Consider the following 14519-nt stretch of genomic DNA (forward strand, 5'->3'; position numbering starts at 1 on the left):
CATCCGCGTGCGCCGTTCTCGATCCCCGGTGCGCTCTGCCGTGGCGGTGAGTGCCGGTCTAGCGTCGGCCGAAGGAGGCAGCCATGGCCTGGCGGGACTTCTGGGGCTTCTGCCGTTCGGCGGCGCCACTCTGCCGGACCCTCGGGGCAGTCGGCTGGGTGATCGCGCTCGTCCTCGGTGGTGTGTGGTGGTGGGCGGTGTTCCGGCTGCTCGCGCAGCCGGAACGGGCAGGGCCGGTCGAGGGGCTGGTCGCGGCCGGTGGCTGGGGGCTGAGTCTGTTGCCCGTGCACTGCGTGCCGTGGGCGCGGAAGCCGAGGCGCGAGAGCCGCTGGGCGGCCTGGGGCGGGCGGGTCACCCGGGCAGCCGCCAGGACCGTCACCACGGCAGCGACCAAGGGCGTCACGAAGGACGTCACCAGGGCATGGCCACCCCGCCATTGGGGCGCAGGATCTGGCCGGTCGTGAACGACGAGGCGTCCGACGCCAGATGGAGGACCGCGTGCGCGATGTCCTCGGGTTCACCCACTCGGCCCAAGGGGGACAGCCGGATCATGGGGCGCTCGGCCTGAGCCTGTTCCGGATCGTCGTGCCGGTCGGTCATGGGCGTGCGGACCCAGCCGGGGGCGACCGCGTTGACGCGGATGCCGTGCCGGCCGACCTCGGTGGCGAGTGTCCTGGTCAGCTGGACGACCGCGGCCTTGGACGCGCTGTAGGCGAAGAGCCCCGGAGCGCCGGTGTCGATGGCCCCGGAAGCCATGGTGACGATGCTGCCCCGGGTGCCGAGGGAGACCATCGCGCGGGCCGCCTCCCGGCAGCCGTAGAGCATTCCCCTGAAATTGACGGCCAGTATCCGGTCCAGCTCGGCGTCGGAGGTGTCCAGAACGGTGCCGCGGTGCATGACGCCCGCGATGGTGGCCATGACGTCGAGCCGGCCGTCGGCCTGGACCGTCTCCGCGACCGTGGCCGCGACCCGGGTGGGGTCGGTGACGTCGAGCACATGGGCACGAGCCCTGCCGCCGCTCTCGGTGATCCGGGCGGCTGTGCTCCGTGCGCCCTTCTCGTCCACGTCGGCACAGTGCACCGAGGCCCCGGCCTCCGCGAGGAGAAGCGCCGACGCACGGCCGATGCCGCTCGCGGCCCCCGTGACGAGGGCGGTGCGGCCGGTGAGGTCGTACGCCGTGAGGGGCATGCCCGGACCGTACGACCGGAACTGACGAGGCGTCAACTGGTGGTGGGGGTGGGCCCGGGGGCGTTCTGGCAGCGAGGGCACCAGTACGTGGGCCGCTCCTGGCCCGCCGGGCCCTGGTCGGCCACGCGGATCGGGGTGGCGCAGCGGCGGCAGGGCCGGCCGGCCCGCCCGTACACCCACAGCCGGTGGTCGATGCGCGGGTCGGCCGTGGTGACGCGGGCGGTACGGGCCTTGTTGACGTCGAGCAGCTTCCTGGCGAGGGCCACCAGACGCTCGGCGGAGGGCAGTTCGGCCACCGGCAGCCAGGGGGAGAGGCGGAGCATGAAGCACAGCTCCGACTTGTAGACATTGCCCACACCGGCGAGGTTGCGTTGGTCGAGCACGGCCTCGCCCACGGTGCGGACCGGGTCGCCGAGCAGACGGCGGACCGCTTCCTCCTGATCGCCCCGGCTCCAGTCGGGTGCGAGGAGGTCGGGGCCGAGATGACCGACGACGGTGGACTCGTCGGCGGTGCGCAGCAGATCCAGGGCAGGCAGACGGTAACCGACGGCGGCGTGCGCGGCGTTGGCGAGGACGGCGCGGATCTGATGCTGCGGGCCGCCGTGCCAGCGTTCGCCGGGGTCGTAGATCCGCCAGGTGCCGTCCATGCCGAGGTGGGAGTGGAGGGTGAGACCGCCCTCGACGCGGGTGAGCAGATGCTTGCCGCGCGGGACGACCTCGGTGACGCGGCGGCCGGTGAGATCGACGGTGGCGAGCTGAGGGACGCGCAGATCGGACCGTACGAGGGGCTCGTCGGCCAGGGCGCGGTGGAGATGCCGAGCGGTGCGCCAGACGGTGTCTCCTTCGGGCATGTGCACCATGATGCCGCGTCGACGGGGCCAAGGCTGGTCGGTGCCGGTCGCTGCCGGGCGGCGCCGGGCGGTGAGGCGGCGGAGGCGCGCCCCTGACCGGCTCGGGCGGGCCCGGCGGCACCGGGGTCAGGGGGCGCGCAGGCGCAGCCCCCGGGGTGTGGCGTGGAAGCCCGCGGACTCCAGGAGGGCCCCGAGCGGGGAGGTGAGCGCGGGGGAGCCGTTGACCCGCTCGACCGTGACCGTGCCCAGCGCGCCCGCGCGGGCCGCCTCGGCCAGGGCCGCCGCCGCTTCGCGCAGGCCGGGGTCGTCGCTGCTCGCCGCCTCGGTGGCCTCCTCCCGCGGCCATGCGAGGAGGGACTTGCCGCCGCGCTCCATGTACAGGGCGAGCGCGCCGTCGAGGAGGACGACCAGGGAACCGGCCTTGCGGCCGGGCTTGTGGGACGCACCGGGGGGTGGCTCGGGCCAGGGGAGCGCGGCGCCATAGGCGTTGGCGGGGTCGGCGGCCGCGAGCACGACCGCGCGCCGACGGGCGCCGCGCGGCGCCGGGCCGGGGGAGGCCGGTGGCGCCCAAGGGGCGTCGGAGCCCCCCGGGCTCCCCGGGTGCTCGGCGCCGCCCGCCCGCTCGCGGGCGGTGCCCACGGCGCGCAGCCGGTCGACGGCGCCCTCCATCGCGAACTGCGCGGCGCCCAGACCTTCGACCACATACCCGCGACGGGTCTGCCCGCTCTCCTCGAAGACGGACAGGACGCGGTAGACGGCGGAGAAGCCGCCCTCCACTCCCTCGGCGGCCACCGCGCCCCGCGTCACCACGCCGTGCCGGTCGAGGAGGGTGCGGGCCAGGACGTGCGCCCGGTGGGTGGGGTCCGGCTCGCGCTCGGGGAGCAGGGCCCAGCGGCCCGCGACCGTCGGGGGCCCGCCGCGCGAGGCCGTGGGGCGGCCCGCGCCCCCGGTCAGGCCCGCGCGGCCGGTGAACGAGCCGTACCGCCCGCGCGGCACCGCCCGCTTGGCGCGGTGCGCGGTGGACCCGGCCGTACGCCCGGAGCCGAGCAGGGAGCGCAGCGGCGCGAGTGTGTCGTTCGTGAGCCGCCCGGACCAGGCGAGGTCCCAGACGGCATCGGCGATGTGGGCGTCCGAGCCGCCGGGCTCGGCCGGGGCGTGGCCCGCTGCGCGGACCTGGTCGGCGATCTGGCGGAAGAACAGGCCGTAGCCCCCGGACAGCGCGTCGAGCACCGCCTGGTGCACGGGCGTGATCTCCAGCGGGTGCGGGGCGGGCAGCAGCAGCGGTGCCGCGTCGGTGGGCAGCAGACAGACCCAGCCGTCCTTCCCGGGGAGGGCTCCGGCGCCGGCCCATACGACCTCGCCCGCCGCGGTGAGTTCGTCGAGCATCGCCGGGGAGTAGTCCGTCACCCGGGCGGGCAGCACCAGCTTCTCCAGGGCGGAGGCGGGCACCGGCGCGCCCTGCAATTGCTCGATGGCACGCACCAGACCGTCGGTGCCGCGCAGGCTGTGGCTGCCGATGTGCTGCCACTGGGGGAGGAAGGCGGCGAGCGCGGCGGGCGGTACCGGCTCCAGCTCGTGCCGCAGGGCCGCGAGGGAGCGGCGGCGCAGTCTGCGCAGGACCGTCGCGTCGCACCACTCCTGGTCGATGCCGGCGGGGTGGAACTCACCCTGGACGACGCGACCGCTCGCGGCGAGGCGCTGCAGCGCCCCGTCGGTCACCGCCGGGCCGAGGCCGAAGCGCGCGGCGGCCTGCGCCGAGGTGAAGGGGCCGTGCGTGCGGGCGAAGCGGGCGAGGAGATCGCCGAGGGGGTCCTTGACCGGCTCGGTGAAGGCCTCGGGGACACCGACGGGCAGCGCCGTCCCCAGTGCGTCGCGGAGTCTGCCGGCGTCCTCGATCGCCGCCCAGTGGTCCTGGCCGGCGATGCGGACGCGCAGGGCGCGACGGGCGTCCGACAACTCCTTGGCCCAGCCGGGCTCGGCGCCGCGCTCGGCCAGTGCGTCGTCGGTCAGGGGGCCGAGGATCCGCAGCAGATCGGCGACGCCTTCGACGTCCTTGACCCGGCGGTCCTCGGTCAGCCACTGCAGCTCGCTCTCCAGCTCGGCCAGCACCTCCGCGTCGAGCAGCTCGCGCAGCTCCGCCTGGCCCAGCAATTCGGCCAGCAGCCGCGAATCGAGGGAGAGCGCGGCGGCGCGGCGCTCCGCGAGCGGGGAGTCGCCCTCGTACAGGAACTGGGCGACGTAGCCGAAGAGCAGCGAGCGGGCGAAGGGGGACGGCTCCGGGGTCGTCACCTCCACCAGCCGGACCCGGCGCGCTTCGATGTCCCCCATCAGCTCGGTGAGGCCGGGGACGTCGAAGACGTCCTGGAGGCATTCGCGGACGGCCTCCAGGATGATCGGGAACGAGCCGAACTCCCCCGCGACCTGGAGCAGCTGGGAGGCGCGCTGACGCTGCTGCCACAACGGGGTGCGCTTGCCGGGGCTGCGGCGCGGCAGCAGGAGGGCGCGGGCCGCGCACTCGCGGAACCGGGCGGCGAAGAGGGCCGATCCGCCGACCTGGCCGGTGACGATCTGGTCGATCTCGCCCTTGTCGAACGTGACGTCGGCGGCCCCGACCGGGGACTGCCCGCTGTCGAATTCCGTGCCGGGCCGCGCCGGGTCGGCGTCCAGCAGGTCCAGGCCCATGAGGTCCGCGTCGGGCAGCCGCAGCACGATGCCGTCGTCCGCGTGCATCACCTGGGCGTCCATGCCGTACCGCTCGGTGAGCCGGGCGCCGAGGGCCAGGGCCCAGGGGGCGTGGACCTGGGCACCGAAGGGGGAGTGGACGACGACGCGCCAGTCGCCCAGCTCGTCACGGAACCGCTCGACGACGATCGTCCGGTCGTCCGGCACATGGCCGCAGGCGCGGCGCTGCTCGTCGAGGTAGGACAGGACGTTGTCCGCCGCCCAGGTGTCGAGCCCGGCCGCGTCCAGCCGCTCGCGGGCCGCCTCGGGCGTCAGCCCGCCGACCTCGCGCAGGAACGCGCCCAGCGCCCGGCCGAGTTCGAGCGGGCGGCCCAGCTGGTCGCCCTTCCAGAACGGCAGCCGGCCGGGGATGCCCGGCGCGGGCGTGACCAGGACCCGGTCGCGGGTGATGTCCTCGATCCGCCAGGAGGTGGTCCCGAGCGTGAACACATCGCCGGCCCGCGACTCGTAGACCATCTCCTCGTCCAGCTCGCCGACCCGGCCGCCGCCCTTCTTGGGGTCCGAGCCCGCCAGGAAGACGCCGAAGAGGCCCCGGTCGGGGATGGTGCCGCCCGAGGTGACGGCGAGCCGCTGCGCCCCCGGGCGCCCCGTGACCGTACCGGCCACGCGGTCCCAGACAAGCCGCGGCCGCAGCTCCGCGAAGGCGTCCGACGGATAGCGGCCGGCGAGCATGTCGAGCACCGCTGTGTACGCGGACTCGGGCAGTGAGGCGAAGGGCGCCGCCCGCCGCACCACCGCCAGCAGCTCGTCCACGTCCCAGGTGTCCAGGGCCACCATGGCGACGATCTGCTGGGCGAGCACGTCCAGCGGGTTGGCGGGCACGCGCAGCGACTCGATGGCTCCCTCGCGCATCCGCTCCGTGACCACGGCCGCCTGCACCAGGTCGCCCCGGTACTTGGGGAAGACCACACCGGTCGAGACGGCGCCGACCTGGTGCCCGGCGCGCCCGACGCGCTGGAGACCGGAGGCCACCGAGGGCGGTGACTCGACCTGGACGACGAGATCCACCGCGCCCATGTCGATGCCCAGCTCCAGGCTGGAGGTCGCCACGACGGCCGGCAGCCGGCCCGCCTTGAGGTCCTCCTCGACCAGGGCCCGCTGCTCCTTGGAGACCGAGCCGTGGTGGGCGCGGGCGAGCACCGGCGACGCCCCCTTGGCCGCGCCGGACTGGGCCATCAGCTCGGCGGGGGAGTGGTGGCCCGGCAGGGGCTCGCCCGTGGCGCGCTCGTACGCGATCTCGTTGAGCCGGTTGCACAGGCGCTCGGCGAGTCGCCGGGAATTGGCGAACACGATCGTGGAGCGGTGGGCCTGGACCAGGTCGGCGATCCGCTCCTCCACATGGGGCCAGATCGACGGCTTCTCCTTGGCGTCCCCCTCCTGGACGGGGGAGGCCCCCAGCTCGCCGAGGTCCTCGACCGGGACGACCACCGAGAGGTCGAACTCCTTGCCGGACGGCGGCTGGACGATCTCCACCCTGCGCTGGGGCGACAGATAGCGCGCCACCTCGTCCACCGGCCGCACCGTCGCGGACAGGCCGATCCTGCGGGCGGGCCGGGCGAGCAGGGTGTCCAGACGCTCCAGGGACAAGGCGAGATGCGCGCCCCGTTTGGTCCCGGCGACGGCGTGCACCTCGTCGAGGATGACCGTCTCGACGCCCGCGAGCGCGTCCCGGGCGGCGGAGGTGAGCATCAGGAACAGCGACTCGGGGGTGGTGATCAGGATGTCCGGCGGGCGGGTCACGAGCGCCCGGCGCTCGGCGGGCGGAGTGTCCCCGGAGCGGATCCCGACCCGGATCTCCGGCTCGGGCAGCCCCAGCCGTACGGATTCCTGGCGGATACCGGTGAGCGGGCTGCGCAGATTACGTTCGACGTCCACCGCGAGCGCCTTGAGCGGGGACACGTACAACACCCGGCAGCGCTTCCGGGGCTCGGCGGGCGGCGGGGAGCTCGCCAGCCGGTCCAGCGAGGCGAGGAAGGCAGCCAGCGTCTTGCCGGATCCGGTCGGCGCGACGACCAGCACGTCCGACCCCTCGTCGATCGCCCGCCAGGCCCCCGCCTGCGCGGCCGTGGGCGCGGTGAACGCCCCCGTGAACCAGGCCCGGGTCGCGGGGGAGAACGCCGAGAGGGCCGAAGCCGGATCCCCGGCCGGAGCTGCCGCCATGTCGTCCGCCATGCCCCCATCCTGTACCGCCCCACTGACAATGCCCCGGATCCGCAGGTCAGCCGGGCCTCCAACGAAGAGGAAGCCGGGGTTCCGGGGTGCTGGTGCGGTTGTGCGGCTGGTTGTGGGGCGGATCGTGCGGCCGGGCCCGAGCGGGTCGGCTACACGGCGCGCCCGTACGCCCGCAGAGTGAGCAGCGCGGTGATGGTCACCATCGGGCGGCATTCCAGACGCGTCCCCGGCGCCCATTGGCGCCAGCGGATCGGCCAGCCGCCGTCGTCCTCCTGCGAGGCGGCCAGGAAGTCCAGGGACCGCTGCAGTTCCGCGTCGGTGAACCAGGCGGCGGCCACCGAGTCCGGGTTCCGCGCGTAGTCGTGCGGGAAGTGGTGCTCGTCGGGCGCGTAGCCGTCGGGCACGGGGTATTCCGTCACGAGCTCGGGGTCCAGGACGGCCAGCCGCTGCTCCCGTACGACCCGGCCGATCCGCTCCGCCGCCGCCTCCGCGCGGGCGCGGTCGGGGGCGCCGTCCAGAAAAGCGACGGCCGCCTCGACCTCGTACGGGTGAGTTTTCGCGCCCTGGCCGAGGGCGTCGACCGCGGCCCAGCAGAAGTCGGTGGCCCGGAACAGCCACGCGTGCCAGACCGCGTTCCGGTGCAGCAGGCCCACCACGGGCCCGGTGGCGAGCAGATCGCTGGGCGGGTCGTCCACGATCGGGATCCAAGGAGCGGCCGGATAGCCGCGCAGCGACGGGTGCAGGGCCGGCAGCGCGCCGTCCGCGGTGGAGATCGCTGTCAGATAGCGACACACCCGTTCCACCCGCCGGTCGCCGCACCGGCCGATCTCGTCGAGCACGCGCAGCGCGTGCGCGGTGTGCAGGGGCTGGCTCACCGGCCCGCGCAGATCGGGCTCCAGGGCGTGGCCGTAACCGCCGTCGTCACCCAGATAGGCATTGAGGGCCGCCTCCACGGCGTCGGGGTCGCCGTCCAGAAAGTGGAACGCGAATCTGCGCTGTTCGAGGACGCGGGCGGTCAGCCAGAGGAACTGTTCGGCACGGACTACGGGGGATGCTCCGGATCGGGCCATGCCCAGACCGTAAGGGCGGAAAGCGGCACCGGTCAGCGGCTCGTGCCCGGCAGCACTCTCAGGGGCGGGATACTGGGCGCATGCGGTTGACGGTCTTCTGGCAGCGGATGGGCGATTATTTCGGCGTGGCGTACGCCGATTCCTTCGCACGCGATCATGTGATGTCCGAGCTCGGCGGGAGGACTGTGCACCAGGCGCTCGACGCGGGCTGGAACGCCAAGGACGTGTGGCGCGCGGTGTGCGGGGCCCTGGACATCCCCGAAGACAAGCGCTGACGCCCCCGCGGCGGCCGGCACCCACCCGGGATACCCGGGTGGACGCTCCCGGGCCGCGCGGCGCGGCGGTTTTCCGGCTGGCCGTATGGGTGACACTTGCCCCGTGGCAGCCTCAGACGACACCTCCCCGGACCATGCCCCACCGCCGCCCCCCGACACCGGTGCCGAGCGGAGTTCCGGCGCCGGCATGCCGCGCTGGCTGCCCCGCGCGATGGTGGCGGCGCTCGCCCTCTTCGCCTGCTTCCAGCTGGCCAGCTGGGCGTTCCACCAGCTCATCGGCCTGCTGCTCAACATCCTGATCGCGTTCTTCCTCGCGCTCGCCGTCGAACCGGCCGTGGCGCGGATGTCCGCGCGGGGCATGCGCCGGGGACTGGCGACGGGCCTCGTCTACCTCGGGGTCGTCGGCGCCTTCGTGGGCTTCTTCACGCTCATGGGGTCGGTGCTCGCCGACCAGATCGTGACGATGGTGGAGAACTTCCCCGCCTATCTGGACTCCGTGATCAGATGGATCAACCGGACGTTCCGCACCGACCTCTCCCGGGTCGAGGTCCAGAACAACCTGCGGCACTCGGACTGGCTGCGGAAGTACGTCCAGAACAGCGCCGCCGGTGTCCTGGACGTCTCCGCCACGGTCCTGGGCGGCCTGTTCAAGCTGCTGACCGTGCTGCTCTTCTCGTTCTACTTCGCGGCCGACGGGCCCCGGCTGCGCCGGGCCCTGTGCTCCGTGCTGCCGCCCAGCCGGCAGATCGAGGTGCTGCGCGCCTGGGAGATCGCCGTCGACAAGACCGGCGGCTATCTCTACTCGCGCGCTCTGATGGCGCTGATCTCCGGCGTCGCGCACTACGTCCTGCTGCAGGTCCTCGGAGTGCCCTACGCCCCGGCGCTCGCGGTCTGGGTCGGGATCATCTCCCAGTTCATCCCGACCATCGGCACCTACCTCGCGGGCGCGCTCCCGATGCTGCTCGCCTTCACGGTGAACCCCTGGTACGCGGTGTGGGTGCTCGGCTTCGTCGTGATCTACCAGCAGTTCGAGAACTACCTGCTCCAGCCGCGCATCACCGCCAAGACCGTCGACCTGCACCCGGCCGTCGCCTTCGGCTCGGTGGTCGCGGGCACCGCGCTGCTCGGCGCGGTGGGCGCGCTGATCGCCATCCCGGCGACCGCGACGCTCCAGGCCTTCCTCGGCGCGTACGTGAAGCGGTACGACGTGACGGACGACCCGCGCGTGCACGGCCGGCGGCCGCGCCGCGGCCCGGGAGATTCGGCCCTCGGCCGGCTGTTCAGGGCGTGGCGCGCGCGGTCGTGACCGCGCGCTTCACTCGGCGGATGAACGCTCGACGTGGCGGGTGCCGCGGGACCGGGTCTGTGCCTCGGCACGCGGCGTCGTCGAGCGCGGCGTCCAGCGCAGCACCGCCCAGGTGAGGAGGCCGAGCGCGAAGCCGTACACGGCGACGAGGCCGTGGCCGTTGTCCTGCGTGCACCACATCAGCAGCCCGAGCGCCGGGACGCCGGCCGCGAGGGCCTGCTCCTTTTTGATCCGGGTGCGCGTGAGGAGGGCCGCGGCCAGGGTCGCGCCCAGGAAGTAGGTGGCGCCGGAACTGCCCGCGAAGTTGCGGGGGTCGGTGCCGGGGCCGCCGCCCAGGCCGAGCACGGCGTCGATCCGCTCCGGCAGGAGGATGCCGGCGACGAAGAGGAACACCGTCAGCCGGCCACCCCAGAGCCGCTGCGCGAGCGCCGCCACGCAGGCGAGGGTGGCGATGTTCCAGAGCGCGCCGGAGACGCCGCCGTTCTGCATGAAGACCGAGGTGAACACCCGCCACCAGCCGGTCTTGGAGGGGTCGCCGTCGAGGGTGGCCATCGCCCCCGCCCAGCACAGCTGGAGGACGACACCGGACACGGCCACCACGGTCAGGCCGACCGCGACCCACGGGCGGGGCCGCCCCCGCAGCGAGCCGCGGCCCACCACCGCGAGACCACTATTGATCATCATCACCATCAACGCGGCAGTGGTCACGTTGAACAGCAGCCCGCCCATGTCTCCCCCGAAACTTTCAAACACTGTTCGAACCAGTCGAAGAGAGGCTAACACACACTTTCGAACGGCGTTTGAAAACTTGTTACGCTGGCCTCATGAAGCTCACCAAGGAGCGAATCGTCGACGCCGGCATGGCCACCTTCGCCGAAGCCGGATATCACGGCCTGTCCATGCGCCGCGTGGCCGAGCGGCTCGGCGCCCACGCGGGCAGCCTCTACTACCACGTGCGGAGCAAGGACGAGCTGCTTGCGCTGATGGCCGACCGCGTCTGCAGGCATGCCTACGACGCCGCCGGCGCCGCCCTGGCCGCGCTCCCACCCCAGGCGACATGGCGGGAAGAGATCGAGGTCCAGGCCGCAGAGCTGTACCGGAGCATCCAGCAGCACCCGGGTGGCGCGCTCCTGCTGGCCGACAGCCCCGGCACCCTGAGTGCCGGTGGCCTGTCCCTGATGGAACGCCTCCTCAAGACCCTTCTCGACGCCGGCGTCCCCATTGAGCACTGTGGCATCGCGGCTGACACCCTCCTCAGCCACGTCACGGGCTTCGCCCTCCAGGAGCAGGCCGAGCCTCCGACGCCGACCGTCACCGCGGAGACCTATGCCACCCTGCGGGCCCGCTTCCCCCTCGTCATGGAGCAGATGCCCCGACTGGGCCAGGACGAGAAGTTCCAGCGAAGCATCAGGCTCCTGTGCGCAGCGTTCGAGACCCTCATGAAGAGCGATGGCGGCGGCGCCTGAGGAGCAGACGATCTCGTGGCCGGGCCCGGCCACCGCCCCGCCCACCGACTCCGGCACTCGGGCCCGTCGGCTCAGGCACTCGGGCCCGCCGGCTCAGGTGCTCATCCGCCGGTGAAGCGCTCGGTCGCAGCGGTGACACGCGGGCGGAGGGCGCGCTTGACACCAAAATCGAACATCCATTCTTATGGGGTTCCGGGCCTGATGACGGACGCTGGAAGAGGCGAGTTATCCACAGGCCAGGACGACGCCCGGGCCGATTGTCAGTGGCAGGCGTTAGCGTCGTGGACGTGAAGCGATCGACTCAAGCAAACCGGGTGGAACCCATGGCAGGAACCGACCGCGAGAAGGCGCTGGACGCCGCACTCGCACAGATTGAACGCCAATTCGGCAAGGGCGCGGTGATGCGCCTCGGCGACCGGCCCAACGACCCCATCGAGGTCATCCCCACCGGGTCGACCGCTCTCGACGTCGCCCTCGGCGTCGGCGGCCTGCCGCGCGGCCGTGTTGTGGAGGTGTACGGACCGGAGTCCTCCGGTAAGACCACCCTCACCCTGCACGCCGTGGCCAACGCGCAGAAGGCGGGCGGCACGGTCGCCTTCGTCGACGCGGAGCACGCGCTCGACCCGGAGTACGCGAAGGCGCTCGGCGTCGACACGGACAACCTCATCCTCTCCCAGCCGGACACCGGCGAGCAGGCGCTGGAAATCGTGGACATGCTGGTCCGCTCCGGTGCCCTCGACCTGATCGTCATCGACTCCGTCGCCGCCCTGGTGCCGCGCGCGGAGATCGAGGGCGAGATGGGCGACTCGCACGTCGGCCTCCAGGCCCGGCTGATGAGCCAGGCGCTCCGCAAGATCACCAGTGCGCTCAACCAGTCCAAGACCACCGCGATCTTCATCAACCAGCTCCGCGAGAAGATCGGCGTCATGTTCGGCTCCCCGGAGACGACGACCGGTGGCCGGGCGCTGAAGTTCTACGCCTCGGTGCGACTGGACATCCGCCGGATCGAGACCCTCAAGGACGGCACCGACGCCGTCGGCAACCGCACCCGTGTGAAGGTCGTCAAGAACAAGGTCGCGCCGCCCTTCAAGCAGGCCGAGTTCGACATCCTCTACGGCCAGGGCATCAGCCGCGAGGGCGGTCTGATCGACATGGGCGTGGAGCACGGCTTCGTCCGCAAGGCCGGTGCCTGGTACACCTACGAGGGCGACCAGCTCGGCCAGGGCAAGGAGAACGCCCGTAACTTCCTGAAGGACAACCCCGACCTCGCCAACGAGATCGAGAAGAAGATCAAGGAGAAGCTGGGCGTGGGCGTGCGCCCCCAGGCTCCGGCCGCCGAGCCCGGTCCGGACGCCGCCGGCGAGCCCGCCAAGTCGGTGCCGGCCCCCGCGGCGAAGTCCACGGGCAAGTCGGCCAAGGCCACGGCGGCCAAGAGCTAGACCGTGACACAGCGATGGGGGTATCGCCCCCGGCCCGAGGCCGGGGGAGACCGGCCGGACCTGGGCGCGGACGATCACATGGACGGCGGCCCCCTTTCCTCGTCGAGGGCCGGGGACGGGGCGTCGCAGCGGCCGGAGGAGCAGGCGCGGGCGATCTGTCTGCGCCTGCTCACCGGATCGCCGCGGACCCGCAAGCAGCTGGCGGACGCGCTGGCCAAGCGCGGGATCTCCGCCGAGGTGGCGGAAGAGGTGCTGTCCCGGTTCGAGGACGTGGGGCTGATCGATGACGCGGCGTTCGCCGACGCCTGGGTGGAGTCCCGGCACCACGGCCGAGGACTGGCCCGCCGTGCCCTGGTGCGAGAGCTGCGCACCAAGGGCGTGGACTCCGCGGTGATCGACGAGGCCGTCGGGCAGCTCGACTCCGAGCAGGAGGAGCGCACAGCCCGGGAGCTGGTCGAGCGTAAGCTGCGGGCCACCCGCGGCCTGGACCGGGAGAAGCGGCTCCGACGCCTTGCCGGGATGCTGGCCCGTAAGGGATACGCCGAGGGCCTCGCCCTGCGCGTGGTGCGCCGGGCCCTGGAGGAGGAGGGCGACGACCCCGAGCTGCTGGACCACTATCTGCCCGAGGGCTGACCGCCAGGCCGCTGCCCGTGGGCTGACCGCCCGGGCCCGGCTCCGGCCCCGGCTGCGGGCCGTCGTTGCCGCCTGCGGCGGCGAGCGCCCTGCGGGCGCGTCCTCAAACGCCGGACGGGCTGGTTCGGCCGGGCTCAGCCACCAGCCCGTCCGACCTTTGAGGACACCGCCGCACAGGTCCCAGGGGGACTCCCGCCATGGGCCCGTCCGTGGTCAGGGCGCCACCGGGAGTCCTGCCGCCCGCCAGGCCTGGAAACCACCCACCAGGTCCGTGGCATGGCGCAGGCCCAGTCGGCGCAGGGAGACGGCGGCCAGGCTGGAGGCGTAGCCCTCGTCGCAGATCACGACCACCCGTAGGTCGTGGCCGCTCGCCTCCGCCGCCCGGTGTTCGCAGACCGGGTCGAGCCGCCATTCCAGTTCATTGCGCTCCACGACGAGCGCCCCGGGGATGGTCCCGTCCCGCTCCCGCAGCGCCGCGTAGCGGATGTCGACCAGCAGGCCGCCCGCGGCCTGCACTTCGGCGGCCTGGGCCGGGTCGAGGCGGTCGAGGTCCGCGCGGGCGGCGGCCAGCAGCTCCTCGATCCTCATGCCCACTCCTGCGCCCACTCGACCTGCTCGAGCCGGAGCACCTGTCCCACCCGGCTGTAGCGCCGCATCATCGGCAGCGGTGGGTAGTAGGCGTGCACGGACACCGCGTGCTCCTTGGCCGAGGCGTTGAAGACCTGGTGCACATGGTGCGGTCCGAAAGCCCGGCCCTGGCCGTCGGCGAGCTGTCGCTGACGGTCGATACCGTCCGCCAGCTCCAGCACCTTCCAGCCCTCGGTGGGCAGTTGGGCGGACAGCGACTGTTCGGTCAGCCGTCCCGCCGCCGCCGCGAAGGCTCCGTGCGAGCCCCCGTGGTCGTGCCAGCCCGTGCCGGTGCCGGGCGGCCACCCGATCAGCCAGGCCTCACTGCCGCCCGGCCCCTCCAGCCGGATCCAGGTACGGCCCTCGGGGTCGAGGGGGAGTGAGGCGACGAGCGCGGCGTCGGAAGCGGTACGGCGGGCGAATCCCAGGAGATCGGCTGCCGACGGCGCGGGGACGTCCGAGGAAGGAGCGGGGGAAGGAGCGGAGGGGGCGAAGCCCGGGGAAGAAGCAGCGGAGGAGCCGGCAACGGGAAGCGCGGACGCGTCGACGGAAAGAGACACAGGGGGACCATCCTGAGGGATCGCGAAGGAGCGCGCGACGTCCCGCAGGCAGGGGCGGGAAGACGGTCGCGCGAAAGAGACAGCGCGGATCAGCAGGACGGACGACAGACGCAACCCGCATAGCGGACCAGGTCCAGATGGACCCTCCGCCAGAAGTGCGCGCCGCTCTCAGTCACGCTCCGGAGTCAAC

14 protein-coding genes are annotated in these 14519 nt (G+C 73.1%); 6 read left to right on the top strand and 8 right to left on the bottom strand.

Going from position 1 to position 14519, the window contains the following annotated elements:
* Positions 1-83: 83 nt before the first annotated feature.
* Positions 84-464 carry a hypothetical protein gene (locus ACZ53N_RS00075; RefSeq protein WP_469138718.1) on the top strand — a complete coding sequence of 127 codons (381 nt, stop codon included), beginning with the start codon at positions 84-86 and terminating at the stop codon, positions 462-464.
* Here ACZ53N_RS00075 and ACZ53N_RS00080 read toward each other — a convergent pair.
* From ACZ53N_RS00080 to ACZ53N_RS00095, 4 genes are all read right to left on the bottom strand, one after another.
* A complete protein-coding gene (locus ACZ53N_RS00080) occupies positions 412-1188 on the bottom strand; it encodes an SDR family NAD(P)-dependent oxidoreductase (protein WP_469138719.1) in 777 nt (258 codons plus the stop codon). The genes ACZ53N_RS00075 and ACZ53N_RS00080 overlap by 53 nt on opposite strands.
* A 32-nt stretch (positions 1189-1220) precedes the next feature.
* Complete coding sequence (locus tag ACZ53N_RS00085; RefSeq protein WP_469138720.1) at positions 1221-2039, bottom strand: DNA-formamidopyrimidine glycosylase family protein; 819 nt, start codon at positions 2037-2039, stop codon at positions 1221-1223.
* Between the two features lie 126 nt (positions 2040-2165).
* Positions 2166-6953 (bottom strand): ATP-dependent helicase, encoded by a 4788-nt coding sequence (locus ACZ53N_RS00090; protein ID WP_469138721.1) that lies wholly within the window; start codon positions 6951-6953, stop codon positions 2166-2168.
* Between the two features lie 149 nt (positions 6954-7102).
* Complete coding sequence (locus ACZ53N_RS00095; protein WP_469138722.1) at positions 7103-8023, bottom strand: hypothetical protein; 921 nt, start codon at positions 8021-8023, stop codon at positions 7103-7105.
* 80 nt (positions 8024-8103) lie between these two features.
* Here ACZ53N_RS00095 and ACZ53N_RS00100 point away from each other — a divergent pair, with 80 nt between their 5' ends.
* Positions 8104-8298 carry a DUF3046 domain-containing protein gene (locus ACZ53N_RS00100; RefSeq protein ID WP_469138723.1) on the top strand — a complete coding sequence of 65 codons (195 nt, stop codon included), beginning with the start codon at positions 8104-8106 and terminating at the stop codon, positions 8296-8298.
* An 85-nt stretch (positions 8299-8383) separates the two neighbouring features.
* The gene (locus ACZ53N_RS00105) at positions 8384-9604 is read left to right on the top strand and encodes an AI-2E family transporter (RefSeq protein WP_469138724.1); all 1221 of its coding nucleotides are present in this window, start codon (positions 8384-8386) and stop codon (positions 9602-9604) included.
* Positions 9605-9613: 9 nt separating this feature from the next.
* Here ACZ53N_RS00105 and ACZ53N_RS00110 read toward each other — a convergent pair whose 3' ends face one another.
* The gene (locus ACZ53N_RS00110; protein ID WP_469138725.1) at positions 9614-10333 is read right to left on the bottom strand and encodes a hypothetical protein; all 720 of its coding nucleotides are present in this window, start codon (positions 10331-10333) and stop codon (positions 9614-9616) included.
* A 95-nt stretch (positions 10334-10428) separates the two neighbouring features.
* On the opposite strand from ACZ53N_RS00110, the gene ACZ53N_RS00115 reads away from it, so the two are divergent.
* The 3 genes from ACZ53N_RS00115 to recX all read left to right on the top strand — a co-directional run bounded on the left by ACZ53N_RS00115 (position 10429) and on the right by recX (position 13142).
* Positions 10429-11070 carry a TetR/AcrR family transcriptional regulator gene (locus ACZ53N_RS00115; RefSeq protein ID WP_469138726.1) on the top strand — a complete coding sequence of 214 codons (642 nt, stop codon included), beginning with the start codon at positions 10429-10431 and terminating at the stop codon, positions 11068-11070.
* A 323-nt stretch (positions 11071-11393) separates the two neighbouring features.
* Positions 11394-12509, top strand: a complete 1116-nt coding sequence (gene recA / locus ACZ53N_RS00120) for a recombinase RecA (RefSeq protein ID WP_469138727.1) — start codon at positions 11394-11396, stop codon at positions 12507-12509.
* A 78-nt stretch (positions 12510-12587) separates the two neighbouring features.
* Entirely contained in the window at positions 12588-13142 is a 555-nt protein-coding gene (gene recX / locus ACZ53N_RS00125) for a recombination regulator RecX (protein ID WP_469139017.1), read from the top strand.
* A gap of 213 nt (positions 13143-13355) precedes the next feature.
* Here the strand turns inward: recX and ACZ53N_RS00130 are convergent, their stop codons facing one another.
* The 3 genes from ACZ53N_RS00130 to ACZ53N_RS00140 all read right to left on the bottom strand — a co-directional run bounded on the left by ACZ53N_RS00130 (position 13356) and on the right by ACZ53N_RS00140 (position 14505).
* Positions 13356-13730 (bottom strand): rhodanese-like domain-containing protein, encoded by a 375-nt coding sequence (locus tag ACZ53N_RS00130; protein ID WP_365369180.1) that lies wholly within the window; start codon positions 13728-13730, stop codon positions 13356-13358.
* Complete coding sequence (locus tag ACZ53N_RS00135) at positions 13727-14329, bottom strand: cupin domain-containing protein (RefSeq protein ID WP_469138728.1); 603 nt, start codon at positions 14327-14329, stop codon at positions 13727-13729. Before ACZ53N_RS00135 ends, ACZ53N_RS00130 begins: the two co-directional genes overlap by 4 nt.
* 89 nt (positions 14330-14418) lie before the next feature.
* Positions 14419-14505 (bottom strand): putative leader peptide, encoded by an 87-nt coding sequence (locus tag ACZ53N_RS00140; protein WP_469139018.1) that lies wholly within the window; start codon positions 14503-14505, stop codon positions 14419-14421.
* Between the last annotated feature and the right edge of the window lie 14 nt (positions 14506-14519).

Source organism: Streptomyces sp. NPDC033229, assembly GCF_055576875.1.